Annotated in this window: 22 protein-coding genes; 15 read left to right on the top strand and 7 right to left on the bottom strand. The window is 63.6% G+C overall.

Annotation, left to right across the window (positions count from 1 at the left end):
* Nucleotides 1–85 precede the first annotated feature (85 nt).
* Nucleotides 86–1,081 carry a DUF3616 domain-containing protein gene (locus BSY16_RS26890; protein WP_083243136.1) on the top strand — a complete coding sequence of 332 codons (996 nt, stop codon included), beginning with the start codon at nucleotides 86–88 and terminating at the stop codon, nucleotides 1,079–1,081.
* Nucleotides 1,082–1,105: 24 nt separating this feature from the next.
* On the opposite strand, the gene BSY16_RS26885 is transcribed toward BSY16_RS26890, so the two are convergent.
* A complete protein-coding gene (locus BSY16_RS26885) occupies nucleotides 1,106–1,573 on the bottom strand; it encodes an Lrp/AsnC family transcriptional regulator (RefSeq protein ID WP_069062842.1) in 468 nt (155 codons plus the stop codon).
* Between the two features lie 120 nt (nucleotides 1,574–1,693).
* Here BSY16_RS26885 and BSY16_RS26880 point away from each other — a divergent pair, with 120 nt between their 5' ends.
* From BSY16_RS26880 to lpdA, 3 genes are read left to right on the top strand one after another with little or no spacing between them, the layout of a single operon-like run.
* Complete coding sequence (locus BSY16_RS26880) at nucleotides 1,694–3,772, top strand: alpha-ketoacid dehydrogenase subunit alpha/beta (protein ID WP_069062841.1); 2,079 nt, start codon at nucleotides 1,694–1,696, stop codon at nucleotides 3,770–3,772.
* A 2-nt stretch (nucleotides 3,773–3,774) separates the two neighbouring features.
* Nucleotides 3,775–4,986 (top strand): dihydrolipoamide acetyltransferase family protein, encoded by a 1,212-nt coding sequence (locus tag BSY16_RS26875; RefSeq protein ID WP_069062840.1) that lies wholly within the window; start codon nucleotides 3,775–3,777, stop codon nucleotides 4,984–4,986.
* Complete coding sequence (gene lpdA / locus BSY16_RS26870) at nucleotides 4,983–6,386, top strand: dihydrolipoyl dehydrogenase (RefSeq protein ID WP_069062839.1); 1,404 nt, start codon at nucleotides 4,983–4,985, stop codon at nucleotides 6,384–6,386. The genes BSY16_RS26875 and lpdA overlap by 4 nt, the downstream gene beginning before the upstream one ends.
* A gap of 30 nt (nucleotides 6,387–6,416) precedes the next feature.
* Here lpdA and BSY16_RS26865 read toward each other — a convergent pair whose 3' ends face one another.
* The 4 genes from BSY16_RS26865 to BSY16_RS26850 all read right to left on the bottom strand — a co-directional run bounded on the left by BSY16_RS26865 (nucleotide 6,417) and on the right by BSY16_RS26850 (nucleotide 10,713).
* Nucleotides 6,417–7,442, bottom strand: a complete 1,026-nt coding sequence (locus BSY16_RS26865; protein ID WP_069062838.1) for an acyltransferase family protein — start codon at nucleotides 7,440–7,442, stop codon at nucleotides 6,417–6,419.
* Nucleotides 7,439–8,707 carry an O-antigen ligase family protein gene (locus tag BSY16_RS26860; RefSeq protein WP_069063725.1) on the bottom strand — a complete coding sequence of 423 codons (1,269 nt, stop codon included), beginning with the start codon at nucleotides 8,705–8,707 and terminating at the stop codon, nucleotides 7,439–7,441. The genes BSY16_RS26865 and BSY16_RS26860 overlap by 4 nt, the downstream gene beginning before the upstream one ends.
* Nucleotides 8,708–8,714: 7 nt before the next feature.
* Entirely contained in the window at nucleotides 8,715–9,971 is a 1,257-nt protein-coding gene (locus tag BSY16_RS26855) for a polysaccharide biosynthesis/export family protein (RefSeq protein ID WP_286157357.1), read from the bottom strand.
* Nucleotides 9,972–10,035: 64 nt separating this feature from the next.
* A complete protein-coding gene (locus BSY16_RS26850; RefSeq protein ID WP_069062836.1) occupies nucleotides 10,036–10,713 on the bottom strand; it encodes a sugar transferase in 678 nt (225 codons plus the stop codon).
* A 710-nt stretch (nucleotides 10,714–11,423) separates the two neighbouring features.
* Between BSY16_RS26850 and BSY16_RS26845 the strand changes: the two genes are divergently transcribed.
* Nucleotides 11,424–11,747 carry an exopolysaccharide production repressor protein gene (locus BSY16_RS26845; protein ID WP_069062835.1) on the top strand — a complete coding sequence of 108 codons (324 nt, stop codon included), beginning with the start codon at nucleotides 11,424–11,426 and terminating at the stop codon, nucleotides 11,745–11,747.
* 110 nt (nucleotides 11,748–11,857) lie between these two features.
* Complete coding sequence (locus BSY16_RS26840; RefSeq protein ID WP_083243135.1) at nucleotides 11,858–12,859, top strand: glycosyltransferase family 2 protein; 1,002 nt, start codon at nucleotides 11,858–11,860, stop codon at nucleotides 12,857–12,859.
* On the opposite strand, the gene BSY16_RS26835 is transcribed toward BSY16_RS26840, so the two are convergent.
* The gene (locus BSY16_RS26835) at nucleotides 12,856–13,806 is read right to left on the bottom strand and encodes a polysaccharide pyruvyl transferase family protein (RefSeq protein WP_069062833.1); all 951 of its coding nucleotides are present in this window, start codon (nucleotides 13,804–13,806) and stop codon (nucleotides 12,856–12,858) included. The two genes, BSY16_RS26840 and BSY16_RS26835, sit on opposite strands and share 4 nt — an antisense overlap.
* A 60-nt stretch (nucleotides 13,807–13,866) precedes the next feature.
* On the bottom strand, nucleotides 13,867–14,826 hold the full coding sequence (locus BSY16_RS26830; protein WP_069062832.1) for a glycosyltransferase family 2 protein: 960 nt from the start codon (nucleotides 14,824–14,826) through the stop codon (nucleotides 13,867–13,869).
* 121 nt (nucleotides 14,827–14,947) lie between these two features.
* On the opposite strand from BSY16_RS26830, the gene BSY16_RS26825 reads away from it, so the two are divergent.
* The 9 genes from BSY16_RS26825 to BSY16_RS26785 all read left to right on the top strand — a co-directional run bounded on the left by BSY16_RS26825 (nucleotide 14,948) and on the right by BSY16_RS26785 (nucleotide 26,214).
* Nucleotides 14,948–16,426 carry a lipopolysaccharide biosynthesis protein gene (locus BSY16_RS26825; RefSeq protein WP_069062831.1) on the top strand — a complete coding sequence of 493 codons (1,479 nt, stop codon included), beginning with the start codon at nucleotides 14,948–14,950 and terminating at the stop codon, nucleotides 16,424–16,426.
* A 404-nt stretch (nucleotides 16,427–16,830) separates the two neighbouring features.
* Complete coding sequence (locus BSY16_RS26820) at nucleotides 16,831–17,922, top strand: acyltransferase family protein (RefSeq protein ID WP_083243238.1); 1,092 nt, start codon at nucleotides 16,831–16,833, stop codon at nucleotides 17,920–17,922.
* Nucleotides 17,923–17,978: 56 nt separating this feature from the next.
* Entirely contained in the window at nucleotides 17,979–18,713 is a 735-nt protein-coding gene (exoK, locus tag BSY16_RS26815) for an endo-1,3-1,4-beta-glycanase ExoK (RefSeq protein WP_286157356.1), read from the top strand.
* A 19-nt stretch (nucleotides 18,714–18,732) separates the two neighbouring features.
* Nucleotides 18,733–19,941, top strand: a complete 1,209-nt coding sequence (locus BSY16_RS26810) for a glycosyltransferase family protein (protein ID WP_150130157.1) — start codon at nucleotides 18,733–18,735, stop codon at nucleotides 19,939–19,941.
* Nucleotides 19,931–20,929, top strand: a complete 999-nt coding sequence (locus BSY16_RS26805) for a glycosyltransferase family 2 protein (RefSeq protein WP_069063724.1) — start codon at nucleotides 19,931–19,933, stop codon at nucleotides 20,927–20,929. Before BSY16_RS26810 ends, BSY16_RS26805 begins: the two co-directional genes overlap by 11 nt.
* Nucleotides 20,926–21,846: a glycosyltransferase family 2 protein gene (locus BSY16_RS26800; RefSeq protein WP_069062827.1), complete on the top strand. Its 921-nt coding sequence runs from the start codon at nucleotides 20,926–20,928 to the stop codon at nucleotides 21,844–21,846. Before BSY16_RS26805 ends, BSY16_RS26800 begins: the two co-directional genes overlap by 4 nt.
* A complete protein-coding gene (locus BSY16_RS26795; RefSeq protein ID WP_069062826.1) occupies nucleotides 21,843–22,862 on the top strand; it encodes a glycosyltransferase family 2 protein in 1,020 nt (339 codons plus the stop codon). The genes BSY16_RS26800 and BSY16_RS26795 overlap by 4 nt, the downstream gene beginning before the upstream one ends.
* 4 nt (nucleotides 22,863–22,866) lie before the next feature.
* Entirely contained in the window at nucleotides 22,867–23,772 is a 906-nt protein-coding gene (locus BSY16_RS26790) for a UTP--glucose-1-phosphate uridylyltransferase (protein ID WP_069062825.1), read from the top strand.
* 87 nt (nucleotides 23,773–23,859) lie between these two features.
* Nucleotides 23,860–26,214: a polysaccharide biosynthesis tyrosine autokinase gene (locus tag BSY16_RS26785; RefSeq protein ID WP_069062824.1), complete on the top strand. Its 2,355-nt coding sequence runs from the start codon at nucleotides 23,860–23,862 to the stop codon at nucleotides 26,212–26,214.
* The last annotated feature ends 11 nt before the right edge of the window (nucleotides 26,215–26,225 follow it).

Genomic DNA, 26,225 nt, shown 5'->3' with positions numbered 1-26,225 from the left:
TCTCGCATAAGGCGAGAGAACCATAGCAAAACACGCCCCTTCAGTGTACATTCCCCGCTATCTCGCGTTTGCTCGGGAGGGTGTCATGCGATCAATGCACTTACTTGCCGGATGCCTCTTGGCTGCCGTGTCGGCAGGCCCGGCATTCACGGCCGATGTCAAAGCTGAACATTGGCCTGCCGAGGGAAAGATCATCGGCAAAAAGGACAAGAAAGCGGAAGACGTCAGTGGATTTTCCTGTTCGACGACCGCCGGCTTTCCCCGAACCTGCCTTATCATCGACGACAATATTCAAGCCGCGCAGATCATCACCCTGGAGGATGGCAAGCTGCTCGCGGGAGCCATGGTCCCGCTGATCAGCAACACTTTCGACGGCAAGGCGCTCGAACTCGATGGCGAAGGTGTCGCCTTTGCGGATGGCGCCTTTTACGTCATCGGCTCGCACGGCCACCCCCGCGACAAGGACCATGAACTCGACCCGACGAACGATGCGGAGCGCATCGCGGCACACATTGCGGCAGCGAGCCAGATCGCGAAAGTGACGATCAACACGGGCGGCAAGGCGACGGTCGAGACGACTTTATCCCTGGCGAAAGCCGTCCAGGGCCAGCCAGACCTCGGGGACTTGGCCGGCAAGAGGCTCGATGAAAACGGCGTGACGATCGAAGGCATCGCGATCAAGGACGGCCAACTTTTCGCAGGCTTTCGTGGGCCTTTGCTTCCCGGCGGCCACGCTGCCGTGCTTGCGGTCTCGCTGGAGGGGTTGGCGACGGGCGGCGACCTGAAAAGCAAAGTGTTCAAACTGCCCCTCGGCGAGGGCATCGGCATTCGAGACCTGGCACGGGATGGCGACCGCATCCTGGTGCTCGCCGGCCCCGGCCCGGACACCGCAGGGGCCTACACGATCTTTTCCTGGGATGGCGCGGGCGAGACAGTCGCGTCCCTTGTCTCCTTGACGGACATTCCAGACGCTGGCGACACTCGCAAGGCGGAAGTCATCCTGCCCCTGGCCGACAAGAAATTCCTGATCCTGTTCGACGGCGAAAAGGAAGGTAGCGCCCTTGCGATAACGCTGCCCTAGCAACGAGGCGCGAAACCCGCCGGCTCAAAGTGGCAGCTCGGTCGTATATTTCACGCTTTTCAGCGCGAAATGCGATGAGGAATTGGCGACCGCCTCATGGGTCAGGATCGCCTGCATCAGCAATTGTTCGTAGTCCTTCACATCCCGAACGACGACGCGGATGAGGTAGTCCCATTCGCCGGACATCGAATAACATTCCAGCACTTCCTCATGCCGCTGCACGAAACGCTCGAAGTCGCGCCGGGCGATGGGGTCATGCGATTTCATGCGGACCTGGCAGAAGACGTTGAGGCCACGCCCGATGCGGTCGGGATCAAGCAGGCGAACAGTTGGACCAAGGATACCCGCCTCTTCCAGCGCCTTGATCCGCCGCCAGCAAGAGGCGCTGGAGGCTCCCACCTCCTCGGCCAAAGCCGCATGGCTGATGTCGCCGCGCTGTTGCAGAACCTTCAGGATTTTTCTGTCGATCGCGTCGATCTGAATTGCATTCATCGGATTTTCCGGAAATCTGATACAGACATTTCATTTGTATCGTAAAAGCCGACCCGTTTGAAACGCTTTTTCGGCGACAGCGTTCTAGACTTTCCATCCATGCACATGCGGGAGGAAACCATGGCGCAGGCTGCTTTCAAACCCATCATCCGGAACGCACCAGACGCTTCCGTCGATTGGCGGCGCGTCGCCTATCTCATGCACCTGTCCCGCGCGCTCGACGAGATGGAAGAAACCCGCCTCGTGCCGGAGAAGAAGGTGCTCTACCAGTTCTCCGCCCGCGGCCACGACATGGCGCAGATCCTGCTCGGCAGCCTCCTGACCGACCGGCACGACGCGACCTGCGGCTACTATCGCTCCCGCCCGCTGCTGCTGTCACTTGGCGTCGACCCCACCGATGCGCTCGGCTCGGCGATGGGCCGCGCCGGCGGCTATTCCGACGGACGCGACATCGGCGTCGTCTTCAACTATCCGAACCTTGAGGGTGCATCCGCGCTGCCGATGTGCGGCGGGGTCGGCACGCAGTATACGCCGACGGCCGGCTGGGCGCAGGCGGTGAAATATTATGCCGGCGTGCTGGGCAAGACCGACTATGCCGAAAGCATTGCCGTCGTGCTCGGCGGCGACGGCTCGGTCGCCTCGAACGGCTTCTGGTCGGCGCTGACCATCGCCACGACCCAGAGCCTGCCGATGCTGTTCTATATCGAGGACAACGGCTACGGCATCTCCGTGCCCTCGACCGTCCAGACGCCGGGTGGCAACATCGCCGCCAACCTTTCCGGTTGGAAGAACCTGACGATCTTCGAGGGCGACGGCACCGACCCCGCCGCCACCGCCCGCCTGACAAGCGAGGCGGTGGAGCACGTCCGCCACAGTCGCGCGCCCGTGCTTCTGCGCCTTACCGTACCGCGCCTGCAAGGCCACAGTTTTCAGGATACGCAGGCTTACAAGAGCGAGGAAACGGTGCGCGGCGAGTGGGCGCGCGATCCCCTGCCGCGTCTCAAGGATTACATCGTGCCGGCCGTGCTCAGTGAAGCGGAATGGGACGCTGCGAATGAAGAGGCCAGGCAGGCCGCTGAATCAGCTCGCATTGCCGCGGAGGCACGCCCGGTGGCCGTGCCGGAAACGGTGACGCGGCATGTCTTCTTCGAGGGCGACGAGCAGGTAATGGGCGGGCAGTCCCGCCACGGCTACATGGCACCCGAGATGACGGAGACCGCAGAGACGACCGGCCAGCGCATCAACATGGTGACCGCCATCCGCCGCACGCTGGACCACGAGCTTTCGGTCAACGAGCGCGTCGTGCTGTTCGGCGAGGATATCGGGCCGAAGGGCGGGGTGCATGCCGTGACCCTCGGGCTCCAGGAAAAGTTCGGCCGCGAGCGGGTGTTCGACACCTCGCTGTCCGAAGAGGGCATCGTCGGCCGCGCGGTCGGCATGGCGCTGGCGGGGCTGATGCCCGTGCCGGAAATCCAGTTCCGCAAATATGCCGAACCCGCGACCGAGCAGATCAACGACTGCGGCACGATCCGCTGGCGCACCAACAATCGCTTTGCAGCCCCCATGGTGCTGCGCATGCCGGGCGGCTACTTCAAATGCGGCGATCCCTGGCACAGCCAGACGAACGAGGTCGCCTTCGTGCACCAACCCGGCTGGAAGGTCGCGGTACCCTCCAACGCCGCCGATGCTGTCGGGCTGCTGCGCACCAGCCTGCGCGGCAACGATCCGGTGATCTTCTTCGAGCACCGCGCCATGCTGGACCATGCCTGGGCGCGGCGCCCCTATCCCGGCGATGCCTATGCTCTGCCCTTCGGCAAGGCCCAGTTCACGCGGCGCGGCGACCGGATCACGCTCGTCACCTGGGGCGCCATGGTGCATCGCTGCGAAGAGGCGGCCGATGGCCTTTCCGCCGATGTCATCGACCTGCGCACGCTGATGCCCTGGGACAAGGAGGCCGTGCTGTCCTCCGTACGACGCACGCGGCGCTGCCTCATCGTGCACGAGGATCTCGGCACCGCCGGCTTCGGCGCGGAAATTTCGGCCGTTGTCGCCGACGAAGCCTTCATGGATCTCGACGCACCCGTCTCTCGCCTCACCATGCCGGACATACCAAGCCCGCATAACCCCGTGCTGCTCGACTGGGCGGTGCCCTCCGTCGGCCGGATCCGGGCCAAGCTCGAAGCGCTGCTGGAGTTCTGAGCATGGCAGACCTGATCGACGTTCTCGCCCCTGAAGAACAGGAAGGCACAAAAGCGGTCGTACGCAACTGGCTGAAGGCGATTGGCGAGCCGGTGGCGCTCGATGAGCCGTTAGTGGAACTGGAGACCGACAAGGTCACCCAGGAGATCCCCGCCCCCCTCACCGGCATCCTGCATGAAATCCTCATGCAGAGCGGCGAAAACGCCGAACCCGGCGCCGTGCTCGGCCGGATCAGGCGGGAGGGCGCTTCGATTGCGGCTGTGGACGCGCCTGCCGCAGCGACGGCAGCACAACCCGCACATGTCGACCAAGCCATTCACTATTCCCCGGCGGTTCGGCGCGCGATCGAGGATTACGGCATCGATCCCGCGACGGTGACGGGCACCGGCAAGGGCGGACGTCTCACGCGCGGCGACATGGATGCCTCCCACGAAGCGGCCCTTGCTCGCAGCCCCGTGCCCACAACGCCACCCGCAAAGGCACCCTCCCCGCCCTCGACCCGGACGGACAAGCCGTCGAGCGATCGGCGCGCGCGCTCCGTTCCCCATTCGCCGATGCGGCTCGCCATTGCCGAACACATGCAGATGTCCGTCTCGACGGCGCCGCATGTCACCGCGGTGTTCGAAGCCGATTTCAGCACGGTGATCCGCCATCGCGACAGGAGCAAGGCCGCCTCCGGCATAGCGCTGTCTTACACCGCCTATATCGTCGCGGCCTGTGTGTCCGCCATGAAGGCGGTGCCCGAGGTAAACAGCCGCTGGCACAGCGATCGCCTGGAAATCTTCGAGGATGTGAACATCGGCATCGGCACGGCGCTTGGCAATGACGGCATCGTCGTGCCGGTCATCCGCGATGCACAGAACCTTTCGCTTGCCGGCATTGCCGCACGTTTGCAGGACCTCACCGCCCGCGCCCGCGCGAACGCGCTGACGCCCGCCGACATGCGCGGCGGCACCTTCACCATCTCCAACCACGGCGTGTCCGGGTCGCTCGTCGCCACGCCGATCATCATCAACCAGCCGCAATCGGCGATCCTCGGCGTCGGCAAGCTGGAAAAGCGGGTCGTGGTACGTGAGGTGGACGGCATCGACACGATCCAGATCCGGCCGATGGCCTATGTTTCGCTCACCATCGACCACCGTGCGCTCGATGGGCACCAGACCAATGCCTGGCTCACCCGCTTCGTTGAGACGCTCGAAAGCTGGCCGCAATGAGCGCTTCGCACGACTATGATCTCCTGATCATCGGCGGCGGCCCCGGCGGCTATTCCTGCGCCATCCGCGCCGCTCAGCTCGGTCTGAAGACGGCCTGCGTCGAAGAGCGTCCGACACTCGGCGGCACCTGCCTCAATGTCGGCTGCATCCCCTCGAAGACGTTGCTGCACGCGACCCATCTGCTCGAAACCGCCCGCGATGGCCACATGGCCGGTTTCGGCATCCGTACCGGTCCCGTCTCCATCGACCTTGTGACACTGATGGAGCGCAAGGACGCGACGGTTACCTCGCTCACCAAGGGCATCGATAGCCTGTTCCGCAAGAATGGCGTGGCCCGCCTCACCGGTCGCGCGCGTCTCGCTGGGCAGGGCCGCGTCGATATCGCTGGAAAGACGGTCAGCGCCGCATCCCTTGTCATCGCCACCGGCTCCCTGCCCGCGACGCTGGCCGGCGTGCTGGTGGACAATGCCGCCGGCATCATCGTCGACTCGACGGGCGCCCTGTCCTTGCCGCACGTACCGGAGCGGCTTGCCGTCATCGGCGGCGGCGTTATCGGCCTCGAGCTTGGCTCGGTCTGGGGTCGTCTCGGCGCGAAGGTGACGATCGTCGAATATGCCGACCGCATCCTTCCGGGCATGGATGACGATATCCGCGCAACGATGACGAAGCTGCTCACAAAACAAGGGCTAACGATCCTGAGTTCGTCATCCGTCTCAGCCGCCAGGGTGGATGATGACGGGGTGCACCTGCCCCTGACGGTTGCGAATGGAAAAACCTCGGAACTGGCAGCGGATGTCGTGCTCGTTGCCACCGGACGCCGGCCGAACACACACGATCTCGGACTGAAAGAGGCTGGCATCGCACCGGACGACGGTGGTTTCATCCCAGTCGATGGGCGCGGGCGGACGAGCGCGAACGGCATCTATGCTCTCGGTGATGTAACGCGCGGCCCCATGCTGGCCCATCGCGCGCAGGATGAGGGCATCGCCATTGCCGAGCGGCTCGCCGGCAAGCCCGGCATGGTCAACCACGACCTTATTCCGGCGGTTGTCTACACCAATCCAGAGGTCGCCGCCGTCGGCAGGACCGAACAGGCCCTCAGGGCGGATGGTGTACCCTATCGCGCCTCGATGTTTCCCATGCTCGCCAACAGCCGGGCGAAGGCCAATGGCAGCACCGAAGGGTTCGTCAAGCTGCTGTGCCACGCGGGGTCGGGCATGGTGCTCGGCGCGCATATCGTCGGTGACATGGCGGGCACGATGATCGCGCAGATCACGCAGGCCATGGAGTTCGGCGCAACCGCGGAGGACATCGCCTATACCTGCCACGCACATCCCACCCATAGCGAAGCAATCAAGGAAGCCGCGCTTGGCCTCAGCGGTAGCGCCATTCACATCTGATGCTGGGGCCAGATCCTGCTTTCCGCCTTTTCAGGCGGGCAAGCGCCTCGATTTGAGCATGCCGCCCGCACCGCGCAGAAGCGGCCGTTCGATCAGGTAGTAACCGCAGAGCCCCGCCAGCGTGCCGGCAGCGAACGAGGCCACCAAAACAAGCCACGATGCAAGGCCGAGCATCATGCCGACCTTCGCCACCACCGAGATGGCGAAGGTGTGCCAGAGATAGATCGAATAGGACGCGTCGCCGAGGACAGCCGGGATCTTTGACCGCGGCACGCCGCGCTGCGTCTCAAGCGCTGCAGTGCCGTAGACGAGCGCACAGGCGAGCGGCCCACAGATCCATTCATCGAAAGGCAATCTCAGAATGCCGATCGCCGCAAATCCGGCGAGTGCCCCGACGATCAGGACCAGCGAAGCGAATGCGTTTGGAACCCGACCTGCGAGCCAGAGCCGCCCCACCAACATGCCGGCGACGAACTCCAGGATGATCGGCCGCGTATAGGTGACGAACAGGGGATTGCTGCTCTCCGCCGCAAATCCGATGGCAACGAGGCCGACGAATACGACCACCATCGCGGGAAGCAGGAGGCGCCGAGGCAGGGCGAGGCAGGCGGCGAAGACGACGTAGAAGAACATTTCGTAGTTGAGCGTCCAGCCCTGCACGAGCACCGGCCAGAGACCGCCGCTGCTCGGCGAGGGCAGTGGAATGAAGAAAAACGATGCAAGGACATGGCCGGCCGTCAGCACCAGATTGGGAAACAGGCCGGCAAGCCCGCCCGCCACCATGAGGGCGGTCGCCAGCCAGTAGATCGGCACGATGCGGCGGATGCGGTCGATCAGGAAACGCCCGGGTGAGACGGGACGCCGCTCCACGATGACCCACATGATGAAGCCGCTGATGACGAAGAAGACATCGACGCCGGCCGCGCCGATGGCAAAGGCGTAGCCGCTGCGTTCCGCCGCATGGAAAAGCACGACCGCAAGCGCGGCGAAAGCCCGCAGATACTGGATGCCGTAAAGCGTGCTGCGTTGCCCCGCCGGCCGCTCCACGCCCGTCATGTCAGCGCCGCCCCGGACTGGCGAAGCAGGGGCCGCCTGTCTTCCACGGCAACGTTCCGCTGCGTATCGGCAAGTTTCCCGGCTGCGAAATAGAGCAGGAAGGAACCCACGTGATAGGGGTTCAGAATGTCGATTTCGACGAAGGTGCGCACCACAAGCAATGCTGCCACGGTGCAGAGCACCAGCGCCTCCAGATCATGCGCCGCTGAAAGCAGGCGACGCAGGTGCCCGGCAAACGTCACGATCAACACCATGGAGAGCAGCAGGCAGCCGATCAGCCCCGTCTCGACCGTGGCGGCGATGAAGGTGTTGTGGAAGTGGAACCCGGACCGCGTGCCGATGAAGAAGGCGGCCCAAAGCCGCTCGGCCTCGGCAAAACCCTGCACCCAGAACGCCTGGTAGCCGATGCCGACAAGGGGCGCCTCGCCTGCTGCCTCGATGCCCTGCTGCCAGAGATAGGTGCGGCCGGTCAGGGTCGCGTCCTTGCCGAAGGCGCCGAGCAGCATTTCATAGCCACCGCCATAAGCCCCGGCGATGAGCGTGAGAACGGTTGCGATCGCAAGGCCGAAAAACAGCATCTTTCGGTGGGCCGGCGCCAGCAATTCGAGCCCGCGCAGGGCCAGGCACAGGCCGGCAATGGCAATCGTCGTCAACACCGAGGTCGCCGATTGCGAGGCCTTGAGGCAATAAAGGGCAATCACGATGCAGCCGACGGCGGCGAACCGCCAGAGGCCGCGCTCAGCACCGAGAAACAGCGCCGCAAAGGCGAAGAGCACGGCGAGCGAGGCATAGAAACCGAGCTGGTTTTTCGAGGCGAAAGCGCCGACGAAGCTGTAGGTGCCATCCAGCGGATCAAGGTGATAGACGCCGAAGACAAGCGAATAGAACAGGACGAGGCCGGTCCCGATCAGCCCTCCGCGCACGAGAGTACGCGTGTCGACGACCCGCATGGCGATCAGCGCGCAGGCGACATGGGAAAGGTACTGCACGCCGGCGCGGGCGGTGGCACCGGGCGCTTGCGACCAGAAGACGGACAGGCAGGCGAAAATGGCGAAGGCGAAGATCCAGAGGTAACGCGTGTAGTTGCCGAGCACGCGCCGGTAATCGACGACGACCAGCGGCAACCACAGCGCATAGTAGGCGAGGATCGATATCTGGCCGAAGCGGAAGGAATAGGCGAAGACGAAAAAGGACAGCGCGACGGCAACCGCGGCATAGGCCTCGTTACCGACAGGTCCGATCAGGCGTGTCTTCGCTATCCGCATGCCCGCCTCACTGGGTTCCGACAGCGACATCCACCTTCACGATGTCACCCGGCAGGACCGGTGTCGTTTCGGTGGCGCGGATCTGCTCGGTCTTGCCCTCGGCCGTGCGCAGGATGGAATAGGCAATGTTGGCGGCCGAAAGCCCGCCCCTGAGGGATGCGGCGTCGGCCGACTGCATCAACGCCTCGGACATCAGGTCCCGGCTCGTGCCGAGCTTCAGGGTGAGTGTATCGAGTTCCTGCTCGGTATTCTGCAACTCCTGCGCCAGCTGCGAATCCCAATCGTTCTGCAGGTTGGTCTCGTCCTGCGTCGCCTTGTTGATGTCCTGTTTGGCCTTCAGCGAGGCGGTATCGATGTCGAGCAAGGCAGCCTGGAGGTCGGCGGTGCGCTGCTCCAGCGCCAGGCGGCGGGAACTGATGGCGAGCCCCTTCTCGGCAAGCGTATCCACCTTCGTCAAGTCGCCCTGCACGAGTTCAAGCTGGCGGGTCTGCGTTTCCGATTTCTTGCCGAGCGCCTCGATTTCGTTGGTGAGCAGCGACTTGAGGTCGGCAAGCGCGGTCAATTGCACCCGCAGCCGCCTTTCCCGCGAGGTCTTCAGCGCCTTTTCGCTTTCCAGGATGGCACCGGCCTCCTGCGACGTGGCGAGCTCCTTCGGCATTTCGATGCCCTCGGTTCCGCTCATTTCGGCCGCGACGCGCGCCCGGCGGATCAAGAGACGATTGCGCTCGGCGAGGTAGACGGCCGCCTCTCCTTCGGAACGCAGGAAGTCGCGGGCGAACCGCTGGCCGGCATCCGCGCGCCGCAGGCCGCCGCCGAAGCTGACGGCCTTGAGCACGGTGAGGCCCGGCGAATAGGGATAGGCGCCCGGCGTCTGCACCTCGCCGGCAAGATAGACCGGTCGGTATTCGGCAATCTCCACCGAAGCGGATGGCCGGTCGCGCAGGCCGAAGAGGATCTGCATCTTCTTGCCGATCTCCTCGGCAAGTTCGCCGGATGTGCGGCCATCGGCCGGCAGTTGCCCGATGAACGGCAATGAGACGGAGCCATCGGCCCCGACGCTGTAGTCGCCGCTGACCGCACTCCAGTCGCGGATGGCACCTTCGGCCGTCTGCCATTCCGCAACGCGGATCCGCAGCTTGTCCATTACCCCCAGCCGGTACTCGGCTGCGGAGACGGGCTGGGCCGAAAGCGCCAACAGCAGGCAAAGCCCGCCAAGCACCGCCGTGCGAAAAGCAGCCGCGGCGGAAGCCGCGTGCGAAATCATCTTCATGGAAACCTCTGTCTCTGGTCTCCCGCAGCCACGAGGGCATGCGGGAGAGAGCTTCGGATCAATAGCTGCCGCGTGACATGCAAACGGCAGGAATGGTGCGGGCAACGATGACGAGGTCGGCGGCAAGCGACCAGTTGCGCACATAATGCGTGTCGAATTCGATTCGCGCCGAATAGGACACGTCGTTGCGGCCGCTCACCTGCCACAGGCCCGTGAGGCCTGGACGGGTCTGAAGGTAGTAGACCGCCGAGGCCTCATAGAGCTCCAGCTCGTCCTCGACGACCGGACGCGGGCCGACGATGCTCATCTCGCCTCGAAGGATGTTGATGAGCTGAGGCAGCTCATCGAGGCTGAGCTTGCGCAGGACGGTGCCGACGACGGTCACACGCGGATCGTCCTGCAGCTTGCGCGTCATGCGCCATTCCTCATGGGCGGCGGGGTTCTGCTCGAAATACTGCTGCAGAACGGTGTCGCCGTTTTCCGCCATGGTCCGGAACTTCAGGCACCGGAACATCGATCCGTTGTATCCGATGCGACGGTGTCCGTAGAAGACACTGCCGCCGTCGGAATATTTCACAAGCGCCATGATCAGCACGAAGATCGGGCTGAGCACGACTAGGGCAGCAAGCGCCACCAGAATATCAAAGCTCCGTTTCGATATTCCCCCTATCGGTGGAGCGCCGGTTATGGCCGAACTAAAAAACGGCGAACTGGCCGATCGACTCGCGGACTTCATAGAGATGGCTCCATTTCAATTTGCGATTTGGTCGGGTCCCCCCGGACGTGTTCAGACATCCAATGCGGAGTGTATGGTCACAGTTTGTTTTTTGAAGCGTTATCTGTCGATTAAAAAACAGGCAGAGCGTATTTAAGAGGATCTTGATATCCTAATTTAAAGGTTAAACTAAAGGAGGCCACTCATCATTCTCAGACAGGCAAAGCATAAACTGAGAACAAATGGCTCATTTCAAGGGGTTTAAGCTTCGTATCAATTCTTTTGACGCGCGCACTCCGCCCAGTAAAACACGAAAAGTAAGAAACTTCACATATCGGCTTCACATTCGGCAACTTGTATACACCACAAAGGCGCAAATTTTTGCGATGCAATATTATATTGCGGCGCACATTTTTCCGCGACATGTCGCTGGCTTTGTAACAAAAGTTGATCGCGCACCGAGGAGCGCGCAACCCATCGGGTGCGCCCCTCATCGACAAACTCGCGCCATCGGCGTAGCCAGCGTCCAGCGCGCAAAAATCATGTCGGAATCTGGGCAGCAAGAAGGCGTGCGTTCCGCAACGGGCCGAATCTGCCTTAACGGAACCACAAGACAAATCGGGGAGAATTGGAACTGGCCCTGCCGCGGACTGGTTAACACCAGTGATTGCGAAGGCGGCAACTGGCCCCTATAGTTCGACCGAGCCTCAGAGGAGAAGGCGGAACCACCGATGAAACGTGCACCGGAAACGAAATGGCGGGACAGCACGGCCTACGCGCCGCGTTTTTTCCTGAGCATGGTGGTTGCGCTCGTCGCTTTCGCCATCGTGACCTATTTCGCGACGGGCTCGATCACGACGACGGCGATTCAGACGCTGATCTGCGCCGTTCTCATACAGGTCGGTTATTTCCTGATGACGCTCTTCCTGGTCTGGCGGACGGCCAAGCAGCGCAAGGCCGAAACGGACCAGGGCCTGCGCGGCAAACAGGAACTCGACGCCGCCAAGCCGAAGGTGCCCGTGTCGATCAACGAGCCCGGCCACTCCAAGTTCTGATCCGCACAATTTGCGGCGGGCCGTTTTTGTGCCCCCTTTGCCTTTCATGCTGCGTTGCAGCGTAGGCTTGCCCTGCGCCTCGACAGTTCAATGCGAGAGAGGAATGGATCGTGACCCAGCAGGAAAAGGTCTGCGTTATCATTGCCGCGAAGAATGCGCAGGAGACCATCGGGCGCGCTGTGCGCTCGGCTCTGGCAGAGCCGGAAGTGGCGGAGGTCGTGGTTGTGGATGACGGATCGGACGACCGCACCATGGCGGCGGCGGCCGAGGCTGACGATGGAAGCGGGCGGCTCGAGATCATCCGGTTTCGGGTAAACCGGGGACCGTCTGCGGCCCGCAATCACGCCATCGCCATCTCCCGCGCGCCGTTGATCAGCATCCTCGACGCCGACGACTTCTTCTTTCCCGGCCGCTTTCGCCAACTTCTCGCCTGCACGGACTGGGACTTCATCGCCGACAACATCGCCTTCATGGAGACGCCCGACCTCGCCCAGCAGCCGGCGCGCTTCGCCCCTCGCCCGCGCCAGCTCGACCTCAAGTCCTTCATTCTCGGCAACATCTCCCGCCGCGGCGCGCCGCGCGGCGAGCTGGGCTTTCTCAAGCCGGTGATGCGACGGGCGTTTCTCGATGCGCACGAACTGCGCTATCGCGAGGACATGCGTCTAGGCGAGGATTACGAACTCTATGTGCGCGCCCTCCTGAAGGGTGCGCGGTACACCGTTATCGAGAGCTGCGGCTATGGTGCCGTGGTGCGTGCCAATTCGCTCAGCGGACAGCACCGCACGAAGGACCTTGAAGCACTTCGCGACGCGGAACGCGCCATCCTTGCGACGGGCGACGTGCCCCCGGACGCCGTCGGCGTCATGCGCCGGCACTGCCGGCAGATCGGCGACCGGCATGCATTGCGCCATTTCCTCGACAGCCGGCGGGAACGCGGAGCCGGTGCTGCGCTGGCCTATGCCTTTGCGAACCCCGCTGCCGTGCCGGCGATTGCCGGCGGCATCCTGCGCGACAAGGTCGATGCCGCACGCCGCCGGCCACAACCGCCTGCACCGCAAGACCGCGGGCTGCGCTACCTTCTGCCCGCAAACTCGGCAGCACGTCGCGACTAGAGATAGTCGCGGCGCACGCTCTCCAGCACCTCATAAAGCCGTGCCTTGCGCTCGGACAGGCGCGCATCGGTGCTGAGCTGGGGGGCTGTCCGGCTTGCCTGCCAGAGAGCCAAAGTCGAGGGTGCCGCCAGCACCTGCTTGGCCGCTAGGCGCAAACCCGGCTTGTGCGCCGCCTGCGCGACGACAACGTCGCCCTCCTCGACCTTGTCAGGCTCCACGGCAACGGCTGCCGCCCCTTGCCTGTCATAGTCGACACCCCAGAAGCGCGCCCCCTTGATGATCGCTTCCGCTCGCGTCGAGATCGGGATGCGCCTTGGTTTGTGCTCGACGCCGACCGTCGACGCCCAGTCGCGCCATTTGAAGCTGTTGATGCTGTCGGATGTGCTGACCGCCACCCACGGCACGCGAAAGGCATCGGCAAGGATGGCGCCGTGCATGGATTCGGCGACGATCAACTCCGACTGCGCGATCTGGCGGATCACGTCTTTCGCCTCGCCACGCGGATCGATGTAGTGCAGGCCGGCCATGGCGCAGATGACCGGCCAAAGCCCGGCCACCGCTGATTCCCAATGAGGAACGAAAGACTGCTTGTAGCGCTTCGGCAGATTTGCGAATTCCGGCATGTCGGCGACGAGAACCGCCGGATCGATGACGCCCAGATCCGCCGGTACGCCCACCTTTTCCGCCGTCAACGGACCGCGAACGCAGCGAATATCCCAAAGGTTTCTGTCGCGCGTGTCCGGTAGGTTTCCGTAGCCGAAACCACTGCCGAGGACGAGCTTGCGCCCTTCTTCCGGCAGCAGCGCCCGGTTCAGGACCGTGCCGACGCCGACCAGAAGCACATCCGGATGCACCTCCCGGAAGCCGGGCAGCAGGAAGTCCCAGAGCCAGAGATTGAGGTCGTCACCGAAATTGCCATGTTCCGATTCCCAGTAATAGGGCTTCATGTCCCACTCCTTGCAATGGCGTTTCTCGAAAGGACGGGCCGCCAGTGGCCCGCCGCTGGGTCAACGGGAGAATTTGCCGACGGCGAGCCCGAAAGCGCTGGTGATGATGCGCGGGTCGCGCATCGCCCAGCGCGCCAGCATGTCGAACTGGGGAAGCTTGCGGCGCTTGACCAGCCGCGCCTGGCTCCACAGCGCCTGGCGCCGCGCCGTCTGTTTATAGGAGCGCAGCGATGCGGCCTCCACCGGCCGGCCGGCAAACCGTGATTCCAGCCGATCGAGCGCCACCCAGGTATTGAACTGCTGGTGCAGGAATTGCGGCGAATCGTTATCGACGCCGTGGAAGATGTTGAGGCCCTCGCCGCGCACCGCGCCGGCTTCACCGCTCAGCACCACGCGACGGGCGGCGAGCACGCAATCGCAGAAGAACAGCACATCCTCCGCGGCAAGCCGGAGGGCCGCGTCGAAACGCACCTTTTCGAACAAAGGCCGACTGATCACCATCGAGGAGAGGTGGAGAAAGCTCCAGTTCTTGAGCATGACCTGCGTCAGCCCGGGTATCTCGATGAGCAGCGGATCGTCGCTCAACCGCTCGACCGTTTCGGTCTTTTCGAGGTCGGCGACGCCGAAGTGATAGTAGAAGGCATCGCCGCCGGTAATTGAGGCGAAGTAGCAGTCGGCCTCGAACGCCGTCATCGCCGCATGGGCGACGGCGAGGTGATCGGGCGCCCACGCGTCGTCCGAATCAAGGAAGGCGACGAAGGCCGAATCAGCCGGCACGTGATCGAGCCCGGTGTTGCGCGCGCCACCCGGCCCGGCATTCTCCTGGCGGATGATGCGCAACCGCGCGCGCTCCGATTCCGAAAAAGTCACGATGTCGCCATCGGCCGGATACGGCGATTCATCGTCGACGACAATGACGTCGAAGTCGTTGAAACTTTGGGCAAACACCGATGCGAGTGCACGCGTCAGGATGCCCGGCTCCTTCTGATAGAAGGGGATGATAACTGTCAGCTTCGCCATCTTTTCGTCCCTGTGGTTTCTCTAGAAAGAGTTTCGCATGGTCTCCTCCCACCGGGGCGCGGCCGTTTCCGGCGCAGGCTTTTCGTCGTCGTCGAGGCTCCTTTTTCGATAGGAATCCGCCATGTCCCAGCAAGTGAACGCGACGTCGGTGACACGAAACGTCGGCTGGAGCGTCCTATCCAAGACAAGCACATTCGGGCTTAAATTTGTCACGGTGCCCATTCTGGCAAGGTTGCTGACGCCGGAAGAGTTCGGCGCGGTGGCCGTGGCGCTGGCCGTCGTGCAGTTCCTGGCGATGATCGGCGGGGCCGGTCTTGCCTCCGCCCTCATCCTCGAACCGAAGGAAGACGAGGAGACGATCCACTCGGTTTTCTGGGCCAATCTGGTGCTCGCCTGCCTGATGGCGGCAGGGCTCTACATCTGGGCGGAGCCGCTCGCCGAGTGGTTCGGCGCGGCCGATGCGGCCTATCTGCTGCATCTCATGTGCCTGCTCATTCCCTTGCAGCTCGCGGGCGACGTCGCCTATGCGCTCGTCGCGCGGCGCATGCAGTTCAGCAAGGATGCGCTGTGGAGCATGATCTCCGAATCGGTCGCGGCCATCGCGGCGGTCATCATGGCGCTTGCCGGCTTCGGCGTCTGGGCGCTGGTGACGCAGCTCTTCGTGTCAGGCGTCATCCGGCTTGCGGGCCTCTTCTTCGTCTCCCGCTATCTGCCGAGCCTGCGTTTCCGCCCGCGCGAGGTCGCTAGGCTCACGCGCTACAGCCTCGGTCTGATGGGCTCGGAAATCGCCAATTTCATCACCTTCCAGTCACCGATGGTCGTCATATCGCGTTTCCTTGGCCTTGCGGATGCCGGCGCCTATTCCGCCGCCAACCGCTTTTCCAGCATTCCCAACCAGGTGGTGCTGTCGGCCGTCATGGGCGTGCTTTTCCCAGCCTTCAGCGCCATGATGCATGACCGGGAGCGCCGGTCGCAGGCGCTGATGCTGAGCACACAGGTGACGACGCTGCTGCTCGCGCCCATGATGTTCGGCCTCTGGGCGCTGGCAAAGCCCTCCATGCTGCTGCTCTTCGGCGCGCAATGGGCCGCGGCGTGGCCGGTGCTCGGGCTGCTCGCGCTTTCCAAGGGCTTGCTGACGCCGTGCAGCACGTTCATCCCCTACCTCAAGGGCTCCGGCCATGGCGGCGCGCTGTTCTGGTGGGCGGTCGGCCGCGCCGTCGTCACAACCGCCGCGGTCGCCTATGGCGCCTACAACGGCACGCTGGTCGAGGCGATGGTGGCGCTCTGCATCGTCAATGCGCTGGTTCTCGTCGGCTATTCCTGGGTGGTGTTCCGCGCCGATGGCACGCCGTTCCTCTCCGGCTTCTACCCGTCGATCAGGCCGATGCTCACGGCCGCGCTGATGGCGATCGTGGTCCGTTACGCACTGGACCACTATCTGGCACTCCACGTTCACACGGTTCTGCAGGTCGGCCTCGGCATTCTGCTTGGCGGTGTGATCTATACGGCTTTGGTGGTGTTGACCGAACGCCCGCTGCTGCGAAAATTGATCGCCCTTGTTCGCCGCCCCAAGCCACAAACCGCGGCAAGCCTGCCGTAAGCTGCCCCAATTCGGTATCGTTCCGCCTCATTTGCCGTCTTGTTCGGCCGGAACGGTTAAGCAGAGCGAAAAAAAGTTAGGGCCGTATGCAGCCATAAATTGCGGGTAAATCAGTATATTCGCATAATCTGCAAAGTATTGCTGCCCTAGCGCTCGTTTGTCCTGCATCAGCCCCCGCCGGACTATTTTCAGCGACCATCGGCATGGCCGACCATGCTGCAATGCAACCAAGCGATCACGAAAATTTGCTGCACCGCCATATTTTCTGCCGTCCCATCACCCACACTGCTCTTCGTAGGCTCGAGTCTGCTCTTGTTTGAACGACCGTCCGGGGGGAACGGTCCACCAGAGGGGTGACCCACACCGTGGATATCGACGCGACCGTTTCAGCGCGCATCAATGTGATGCGCATCGTGCTGATCTCCGGGATCATCTTCGTGCACGTTCCCTATGACCCGGCGACCAGCCCATATCTCGGCCAGTTCGGCGGGCTCGACTGGATGCGCGTGTTCCTGGCCGACAGCCTCTTCCGGATCGGCGTGCCGTGCCTTAGCGCCATTTCCGGTTATCTGCTGTTCCAGCGCGGCTGGGGGGCGTTCGATTACGCCAAGACACTGCGCACGAAGGCCTCGACGATCCTTCTGCCGTTCCTGTTGTGGAACACGGCCTTCCTTGTCCTCGTCTATGCGGTCCAGTCGCAGGGCATCGGTTTCGGCTACCTGCCCGATGTCGTCAACGCCTCGCCGCGTGATCTGATGAACCTCACGCTCGCCATCGAAACCTGGCCTATCAACATCCCGCTCTATTTCCTGCGCGACCTGCTGCTTTGCCTGCTGCTGTCGCCGCTTATCGCTCTCGCCTTGCTGCGCTACCCGCGCACGGTGCTCGCCCTGATGCTCGCCTATGCGGTGTTGCCGGTACCGAACGGCATCTTCCTCAAGAAGGCAATCCTGTTCGGTTTCAGTTTCGGCGTCTGCGCCGCCCTGCACCGCGTCGACATCAAGCGCCTGGATCGGTTTGCAGCCCCTGTCGTGTTGGCCGTGCTCACCATGGCCGTCCTGTTGTCGCTGGCGCTCTATGCCTATGGCCCGGAGTTCCCGGTCTGGCTCGATGCGGCGCGCAGTCTCGCGGCGATCGCCGGCATCTTCGGCGCCTGGGCGCTGTCGGCGCTGCTCATTCGAACCAGCACGGGTCAGGCCCTGTCGCGGCTCGGCGGGCTCAGCTTCTGGATCTTCTGTGCCCACTATCCGCTGCTCATCCTGTTCTGGATGGTGTGGAACCGCCTCGGCATTCCCGATTATCCGCTGTTTTACGCGGCAAGCCCCGTGCTGGCGCTCGCCATCCTCGTTTCGACGCATGCGGCGGCACGGCGCTTTCTGCCCTCGCTGCACGCCATCCTCACCGGTCGCCGCATCGGCGGCCAGAAACGGCAATCGGCCGAACGATCCCAACATGCGCCGATGAAGCCCTCAGACACCCTCGCTCAAAGGAGGTGACGACAATGACGTCTCCCTCGAAAACGATCCTGTGGACCACAGCAATTCTTGCCGTGATGGCCACAGTCAGTCCCCTCGCCGCTCAGGAGGATGCAGACGGCACCTCCTTCGTCGAAGAGTTCGACCAGCTCGACAAGAAGCTCTGGTACGTCTCCGACGGCTGGAACAACGGCGCCCACCAGAACTGCACCTGGTCGGCCAAGCAGGTCGCGGTGCGTGACGGCAAGCTGGAACTCTCCTTCGATGCCGCGTCAGGCGGTGAGCGCCAATACGTCTGCGGTGAGGTGCAGACGCGCCAGCGCTACGGCTACGGCACCTATGAGGTGCGCATGAAGTCGGCCACTGGCTCCGGGCTCAACTCGGCCTTCTTCACCTATATCGGCCCTACCGACAAGAAACCGCATGACGAGATCGATTTCGAGGTTCTCGGCAAGGATACGTCACGCGTCCAGGTCAACCAGTACATCGCGGCCAAGGGCGGCAATGAAAAGCTGGTCGACGTGCCTGGCGGTGCCGACAGCGGGTTCAACGACTATGCCTTCGTCTGGGAAAAGGATCGCCTTCGCTACTACCTCAATGGCGCGCTGGTGCACGAGGTGACGGATCCGCAAAAACTCCCCACCAACGCCCAGAAGATTTTCCTCTCGCTCTGGGGCACCGACACGCTGTCCGACTGGATGGGACGCTTCGCCTTTGCCGGGCCGACAAAGCTTGAGGTCGAGCGCATTGCATTCACCGCCGAAGGCGAAGCCTGCCAGTTCGACGGCTCCGTCGCCTGCCTCATGAATTGAACCCGATCGGATCTGCCTGATGCTCCGTGTCCTGTATCTCGTCCATGACCTATCCGATCCGGCCGTGCGCCGGCGGGTGATGATGCTGCGCGCCGGTGGTGCCGAAATCAAGCTTGCCGGTTTCCGGCGCGGCGAAAACCGGCTTGCCGATATCGAGGGCATCGTCCCGCTGGAGCTTGGCGCAACCGAGGACGCCCGCTTTGCTCGACGCCTTCTGGCAGTGATTGGCGCGACGGCGACACTCGGGAGCCGGCTGCACACTGTCGCTCGACCCGACGTCATCATTGCTCGCAATCTCGAAATGCTGGTGCTTGCCAACAAGGCGGCGGCATATTTCGGCGGCGCGGTTCCGATCGTCTACGAATGCCTCGACGTCCACCGCCTGCTTCTGCGCAAGGATCTGGTTGGCCGTGCATTGCGCGCGGCGGAAAGCCGTTTCGGCCGAAACGCCAGCCTGCTCGTCACCAGTTCGCCAGCCTTTGTCGAACACTACTTCAAGCCACTCTCCGGCATTCGCGCACCTCTGCATCTGCTGGAGAACCAGGTCCTGGAGCTGGATGGCAGCGTGGACGAACTGCCGGCGCGGACGAAGCCGGAGAACGAGCCCTGGCGTATCGGCTGGTTCGGGGCGATCCGCTGCAGCAAATCCCTGGCACTGCTGTCGGATTTCACCCGGCGCATGGACGGGCGCTTCGAGGTCCTGTTGCGCGGCCGGCCGGCGCGCTCCGAGTTCGAGGATTTCGATGGCCTGGTCGCACGCGAACCCTTCATCCGCTTCGAGGGGCCTTACCGCAACCCGGAGGATCTTGCCGCGATCTATGCGGGGGTGGATTTCTCCTGGGCGATCGATTTCTTCGAGGAAGGCCAGAATTCCGCCTGGCTCCTGCCCAACCGGCTCTATGAAGGCTGCCGGCATGGCGCCCTGCCAATCGTTCTTGCGGGCACGGAAACCGCGCGGCTTGCCCTTCAGCGCGGGGTCGGCATTTCGCTTGCCGACGCGCGGCCCGAAACGCTGATCGAGCAGTTCACCGCCTTTGACGGCAAGGCTTACCGCGAACTCCACGCCAATCTCGTTGAGCTCGGGCCGCGGCCATGGATCATCGACCGGGCGGATTGCACGGCGTTTGTCCAACGCCTTGCAGCCCTTCGGCAACCGGGCGCCCAACCGGCTGTGCCGCACCCTCTCCCTTCCCTCGTCGCAACCAAGGTGGATGTCCATGACCGTTGACGCTGTAAAATCCGTGCGTTGCCTGATCGTGATTCCGTGCCTCAACGAGGCGTCCTATCTCGAGCCGCTGATCCAGCAGCTCGAGCCAACACTGAAGGAACTCACGGCCACGCTCGTGGTCGTGGATGGCGGCAGCACGGACGGAACGCGCGACATCGCCAAGCGCCTCGCGCAAAGCCTGCCGAACCTGCACGTGCTCGACAATCCGCGGCGCATCCAGGCCGCTGCCATCAACCTCGCCGTCGAAACCTTCGGCCTGGAGCACGACTATCTGATCCGCATTGACGCTCACGGCACCTATCCGCACGACTATTGCCGCGTGCTGGTCGAGGAGGCACTGGCGACCGAGGCTGATTCCGTCGTGGTCGCCATGCAGACCGTTGGTTTCGGCCTGTTCCAGAAGGCCACCGCCGTCGCGCAGAATTCCGTGCTCGGCAATGGCGGCGCCAAACATCGCGCCGGGGCAGAAAGCCACTGGGTGGATCATGGCCACCACGCGCTGATGCGCATTTCGGCCTTTCGCGCGGTCGGCGGCTATGACGAGAATTTCAACGCCAACGAAGACGCCGAATGCGACTACCGCCTCAACAAGGCCGGCTACCGCATCTGGATGACGGCGCGAACGAGCATGATCTACTATCCCCGCGCCAGCGCGCCGCTGCTGTTCAAGCAGTATTTCCGCTATGGCCGCGGGAGGGCCCGCAATTTCCTGAAACACCGCTCGCGCCCGAGCCTCCGGCAGATGATTCCGCTGATGGTTGCCCCGGTTGCCGTCGGCGCCTTTCTAGCGGCCATCACCTGGATTGCAGCAGTACCGTTCGTGCTGTGGGCGGCGGCCTGCCTCGGCTACGGCGCCTGGATGGCACTGGGGCAACGCAATCCCTATGGCCCGCTCGCCGCCGTCTCCGCGATGATCATGCATTTTGCCTGGTCGGCCGGTTTCTGGCGCGAGGTGCTGGATCTCCGACAGCGGAGGGTGGTGGCATGACCCCGCTTCGCGCCGACATCGCCGTCTGCACCTTCCGTCGCGAGGCACTTGACGACACCCTGGCATCGCTCGCCCGGCTGATCGTGCCCGAGGGTGTGCATCTGCGGATCATCGTTGCCGACAACGATGCCGAGCCCAGCGCCCGCGAGCGCGTGGACGCCGCCCAGACGGCGATGCCGGTGGAGCTGGTGTATGTGCATTGCCCGGCCGGTAACATCTCCATCGCTCGCAACGCCTGCCTGGATGCGGCGGATGCCGATTTCCTCGCCTTCGTCGATGACGACGAGACGGTGGAACCGCTCTGGCTCGACCGCCTGCTTGCCGAAGCAGAGACAAGCGGTGCCGATGTCGTTCTCGGTCCTGTCCAGGCGGTCTATGCACCGGAGGCACCCGGCTGGATGCGGCACGGCTACTTCCATTCCACCCATCCCGTCTGGGTGAAGGGCGAAATCCGCACCGGCTATACCTGCAACGTCCTGATGCGCCTCGCGGCCGCGTCGATTGCAGGGCGACGCTTTGATCTCGCACTCGGGCGAAGCGGCGGCGAGGACACGGCTTTCTTCGATCAGGTACATGCAGCCGGCGGGCGCATCGCCTTTGCCAAGGACGCCTGGGTGCGCGAACCCGTGCCGGCTTCCCGCGCGCGCTTTTCCTGGTTGGCGCAGCGGCGTCTGCGCATGGGCCAGACGCATGGCCGGATCCTGGCCGAACGACATGAAGGCGCTGCCCGCTGGGCGGCGGCGGTGCTCGCAACGACCAAATGCACCGCCTGCTTTGCCGCAGCGCTGGCGCTCGCTTTGCTGCCGGCACGACGCAATCGCTTTCTCCTGCGCGGCCTCCTTCATGCCGGCGCCATAGCCGGCCTGTTCGGCGCCCGCACCATCGAACCCTATGGAAAGCTGGAGGCGGTACGATGAACGGCACATCTCAGCCCGATGTCAGCGTGGTGATCGCCGCCTACAACGCAGCCGATACGATCCAGCGCGCGATCCTCAGTGCCGCGGCCCAGCGCGATGTGACGGTGGAGATCATTGTCGTCGACGATTGCTCGACGGACGAGACCCGCCACATCGTTTCCTCCATGGGCGAGGCCAATGTGCAGCTCGTCGCGCTCAAGCATAATCGCGGACCGGGCGGGGCGCGCAATGCCGGCTTTGCAATCGCCCGCGGCCGATGGATCGCGGTGCTCGATTCCGACGATACGATGCGACCCGAGCGTCTGCGCCGCCTGATCGACGTTGCGGAACACCAGGACGCGGCTGTGGCCGTCGACAATCTCGACGTGCTGCATCTCGATGGCCGTGTGGAGCGGATGTTCCCGCATGACCTGCTGGCCCGCACGCCGGTTCTGACCCTGTCGAACTTCATCGACTCCAACCGGATTTTCCGTAGCACGCACAATTTCGGCTATATGAAACCCGTCTTCCGGCGGGCATTTCTCGAAGGCAACACGCTCTCCTTCGACGAGGATCTGAGGATCGGCGAGGACTACCTGCTGCTCGCCTCCGCGCTTGCCGCCGGCGGCAAATGCGTCGTGGTGCCGGAAGCGGGCTACAGCTACCACATTCGCGAAGCCTCGATTTCGCGCGTGCTCCACCTCCATCATGTGGACGCGATGCTGGCTGGCGACCGGCGCTTCCTCGCGCGATTTGCGCTGAAGGGCACCGACACCGCCGCACAACGTCGGCGCACGCGCAACCTCGAAGAGACCCGCTCCTTCCTCGCCCTCATCCAGCATCTCAAGAATCGTTCGTTCGGGCCTGCCCTCAGGGTAGCGCTCGGCGATCCCGTCGCGCTCCGGCATCTCAGGATGCCGCTCGCCGCCCGATGGCGCCGCCTGATGGCCGCGTCGTCCCATCGCAAAACGGCCGCGCCCCGCGCGGCTCCCTCCCCATCGACAGCGCAAGATCTGCCGCTCAAGAACAAAGGATAATGCCATGGAGCGAACCAAGACTGTCCGCAAGGCCGTCATTCCCGTTGCCGGAAACGGCACACGCTTCCTGCCGGCCACCAAGGCCATGCCGAAGGAAATGCTGACCATCGTCGACCGCCCGGTTGTGCAATACGCCCTCGACGAGGCGCGCGAAGCCGGCATCGAGCATGTCGTCTTCGTCACCAGCCGCAACAAGCAGGTCATCGAGGACCATTTCGACGACACGCCGGAACTGATCTCCTCGCTGGAGAAATCCGGTAAGGACGACAAGGTCAGCGAACTCGGCCGGCTTCTGCCGACCGCCGGTTCGGTGAGCTTCACCCGCCAGCAGGCACCGCTTGGCCTCGGCCATGCCGTCTGGTGCGCGCGCGACGTGATCGGCGACGAGCCCTTCGCGCTTCTCCTGCCCGATATGATTTCCTTCGGCCCGCGTGGCTGCCTTGCCGGCCTCATGGACCTCTACGAGGAAGTCGGCGGCAATGTCGTCGGCGTCGAACAATGCGCCCCGGAGGACGCTTCCCAATATGGCATCGTCGGCAAGGGGAAAGCCGTGCGGCATGGTTTTGCCGTCACCCACATGGTGGAAAAACCGAAGGCAGGCGACGCGCCGTCCAACTTCTTCCTCAACGGCCGTTACATCCTGCAGCCGGAAGTCTTCGGTCATCTCGCCCATCAGAAGCGAGGCGCCGGCAACGAGATTCAGCTCACCGACAGCATGCTGAAACTCTCCGAAGCACAGGACTTCCACGCCCATGTCTACGAGGGACGAACCTATGACTGCGGCTCGAAGCACGGCTTCATCGAGGCCAATGTCGCCTTCGCGCTTGCCCGCCCAGACATCGGCGCCGCCGTCTACGAATCCCTTCGTGACATGGTGATGTCGCACGAGAGCCGGATTCGCGCGGCATAATTCCTGGTCCCGGGCCGGTGCGGCCCGGGACCACCGCCTGCGGGAGGACGAAAGCCCCCACCGAGCCGAAAGGCAGAACGGAGCCACATGCATCAACGCACCGTACCGCACAGCCGCGTTTTCCGCGGAGAACCGGACCCGTCCGATTCCTTCATCGACCTCAACCGCCTGCTCACGATCCTCGTGCGCCATACGCGGCTGATTGCGATGACGGTCGTCCTCGCGGTCGCGCTGGGCGTCTCCTACCTCGTCTTCGCGACGCCGATCTATACGTCGATGACGCAGGTGCTGCTCGACGAGAACCTGTCGCGTTATGCCGAGGAAACCGAGCCTTCGGCGCAGAGCAGCCAGCAGGCTGATATGCGCATATCGAGCGCCGTCGAAATCCTGAAATCCGGCCGCATGGCGCTGCGCGTGGTTGACGATCTCAAGCTTGGGGACAACGAGATCATCCTCAACCCGCCGCAATCCCCCATCGCGATCGCCAAGGGCTGGATGAAGTCGTTGACCTCGTTCGCCTCCACCGGTCCCGGGCCATCGGAGGCCGACCTGCTGAATGGCCGGCGCCAGAAGGCGGCGGCGATCCTGCAACAGTCGCTGAACGTCGAGCGCGTCGCCCGCAGCTCCGTCGTGGCGGTTTCCTTCCGCTCGTCCGATCCGCAGCTCGCCGCGGCGATCACCAAGAAATATGCCGACGCCTATCTCGAAGATCAGCTCAACGCCAATTTTGACGCCACCGAACAGGCGACGATCTGGCTGCAGGAGCGCCTGACCGACCTGCAGGGCCGCGCCCAGTCTGCCGCGCTCGAAGTGGAGCGCTACAAGAACGAGAATGGGCTGACCTCCGCCCGCGGTGAACTGATGTCGGAGCAGCAACTCTCTGACCTGAACAGCCAGCTTATCGTCGCGCAGGCAGATACTGCGAGCGCCTCGGCCCGCTACAACCAGTTCAAAGCGATCATCGAACAGGGCGCGGAAAAGGCCGTCGACAATGCGACGGTCCCGACACGCCAGACGGACAATTCGCTGATCCAGGATCTGCGTGGCCGCTACATTTCCGTCGTCAAGCGCGAGCAGGAAATCACCCAGAATTTTGGTGCGGACCACCCGCAGGCCGTGGCACTCCGCACCGACAAGGAAGACCTCACGCGGCAGATCTACCAGGAGCTCCAGCAACTGACGGCGAGCTACCGCAACGAATACGAGGTCGCCCGCTCCCGGGAGGATTCCTTGCGTGAGAGCATTGAAAAGGTCGCCGGCAACAATGCCGTGGCCAACCGATCGCTGGTGCACCTGCGCGAGCTGGAACAGAAGGCGACGGCGCTGAAGGTGCTGTCGGAATCCTATCTCAGCCGCTACGAACAGGCCTCACAGCAGCAATCCTTCCCGATCGCCAAGGCGCGCGTGATTTCCGATGCGGGCGTGCCGGTCTCGCCGTCGAGCCCCAGCAAGACGATGGTCATCGGCCTGTCACTGGTGCTCGGCCTGATGGCGGGCGCAGCACTCACCTTCGTGCAGGAAATGCGCGAGCGCTATTTCCGCGTCGAGGGCGATGTGCGCACCGTGCTGGGCCTGAAACCGCTCGGCTACCTGCCGTTGGTCGGCGGGCAGAAGAAGCGCAAACCGGCGATGATCGGCGCGAAGGCGATGAAGGCGGAACCGACCAATCCGGAGGAGGAGGACGTCATTCCGCTCGAGCGCATGACGCGCATCGTGCTGGATGCGCCGCGCTCGGCCTTCGCCGAGACGCTGCGCAATGCCAAACTTGCCAGCGACGTGATGCTGCAAGGCCAGGAAAGCCGGGTGATCGGCGTCGTGTCGTCGCTGCCCGGTGAGGGTAAATCCACCGTTGCGACCAATTTCGCCGCCCTGCTCGCCGCCAGCGGCAAGCGTACGCTGCTGATCGACGCGGACCTGCGCAAACCGAGCCTCAGCGCCATGCTGAAGCCGACGCCCGAGGTGGGCCTTGTCGAGGCTATCCTCGGGGACATCCCCTGGAACCAGGCGATCAAGATCGACCGCCAGACCAAGCTCGCCGTGCTGCCGATCGCGCTCCGCTCCGGCAGCGGCGCGCTGCACCATACCAACGAACTGGTCTCCTCCCCCGGCATGAAACGGCTCATCGCCGAGGTTCGCAAGGCCTTCGACTATGTGATCGTCGACCTCGCACCTCTCGGCCCTGTGGTCGATGCCAAGGCCTTCGAACCGCTTGCCGACGGCTTCGTCTTCGTCGTGGAATGGGGCAAGACCCCTTCGGCCCTGGTGCGCGACCTGCTCAACGCGGAAAACCGCATCGAGGCGAAGGTGCTGGGCGTCATCCTCAATAAGACCGACATGGCAGCGCTTCCCCGCTACAGCGACTTCGGGGCGGCGGAAAAATACCGGCAACTCTACGACCAGTACTACACAGAGTCGTTGCAGGATGCCCCGCGCCAGGTTTGATGCGGGGCAGC

The organism is Sinorhizobium sp. RAC02 (assembly GCF_001713395.1).
GTDB lineage: Bacteria > Pseudomonadota > Alphaproteobacteria > Rhizobiales > Rhizobiaceae > Shinella.
The sequence above is the reverse complement of the archived record's forward strand: the minus strand, read 5'-3'. Positions and strand labels throughout refer to the sequence as shown.

Bases quoted from the DNA above. Each gene is read 5' to 3' on its own strand.
- BSY16_RS26890 (WP_083243136.1), top strand. From the start codon at position 86: ATGCGATCAATGCACTTACTTGCCGGATGCCTCTTGGCTGCCGTGTCG.
- BSY16_RS26885 (WP_069062842.1), bottom strand. From the start codon at position 1,573: ATGAATGCAATTCAGATCGACGCGATCGACAGAAAAATCCTGAAGGTT.
- BSY16_RS26880 (WP_069062841.1), top strand. From the start codon at position 1,694: ATGGCGCAGGCTGCTTTCAAACCCATCATCCGGAACGCACCAGACGCT.
- BSY16_RS26875 (WP_069062840.1), top strand. From the start codon at position 3,775: ATGGCAGACCTGATCGACGTTCTCGCCCCTGAAGAACAGGAAGGCACA.
- lpdA (WP_069062839.1), top strand. From the start codon at position 4,983: ATGAGCGCTTCGCACGACTATGATCTCCTGATCATCGGCGGCGGCCCC.
- BSY16_RS26865 (WP_069062838.1), bottom strand. From the start codon at position 7,442: ATGACGGGCGTGGAGCGGCCGGCGGGGCAACGCAGCACGCTTTACGGC.
- BSY16_RS26860 (WP_069063725.1), bottom strand. From the start codon at position 8,707: ATGCGGATAGCGAAGACACGCCTGATCGGACCTGTCGGTAACGAGGCC.
- BSY16_RS26855 (WP_286157357.1), bottom strand. From the start codon at position 9,971: ATGATTTCGCACGCGGCTTCCGCCGCGGCTGCTTTTCGCACGGCGGTG.
- BSY16_RS26850 (WP_069062836.1), bottom strand. From the start codon at position 10,713: ATGAAGTCCGCGAGTCGATCGGCCAGTTCGCCGTTTTTTAGTTCGGCC.
- BSY16_RS26845 (WP_069062835.1), top strand. From the start codon at position 11,424: ATGAAACGTGCACCGGAAACGAAATGGCGGGACAGCACGGCCTACGCG.
- BSY16_RS26835 (WP_069062833.1), bottom strand. From the start codon at position 13,806: ATGAAGCCCTATTACTGGGAATCGGAACATGGCAATTTCGGTGACGAC.
- BSY16_RS26830 (WP_069062832.1), bottom strand. From the start codon at position 14,826: ATGGCGAAGCTGACAGTTATCATCCCCTTCTATCAGAAGGAGCCGGGC.
- BSY16_RS26825 (WP_069062831.1), top strand. From the start codon at position 14,948: ATGTCCCAGCAAGTGAACGCGACGTCGGTGACACGAAACGTCGGCTGG.
- BSY16_RS26820 (WP_083243238.1), top strand. From the start codon at position 16,831: ATGCGCATCGTGCTGATCTCCGGGATCATCTTCGTGCACGTTCCCTAT.
- exoK (WP_286157356.1), top strand. From the start codon at position 17,979: ATGGCCACAGTCAGTCCCCTCGCCGCTCAGGAGGATGCAGACGGCACC.
- BSY16_RS26810 (WP_150130157.1), top strand. From the start codon at position 18,733: ATGCTCCGTGTCCTGTATCTCGTCCATGACCTATCCGATCCGGCCGTG.
- BSY16_RS26805 (WP_069063724.1), top strand. From the start codon at position 19,931: ATGACCGTTGACGCTGTAAAATCCGTGCGTTGCCTGATCGTGATTCCG.
- BSY16_RS26800 (WP_069062827.1), top strand. From the start codon at position 20,926: ATGACCCCGCTTCGCGCCGACATCGCCGTCTGCACCTTCCGTCGCGAG.
- BSY16_RS26795 (WP_069062826.1), top strand. From the start codon at position 21,843: ATGAACGGCACATCTCAGCCCGATGTCAGCGTGGTGATCGCCGCCTAC.
- BSY16_RS26790 (WP_069062825.1), top strand. From the start codon at position 22,867: ATGGAGCGAACCAAGACTGTCCGCAAGGCCGTCATTCCCGTTGCCGGA.
- BSY16_RS26785 (WP_069062824.1), top strand. From the start codon at position 23,860: ATGCATCAACGCACCGTACCGCACAGCCGCGTTTTCCGCGGAGAACCG.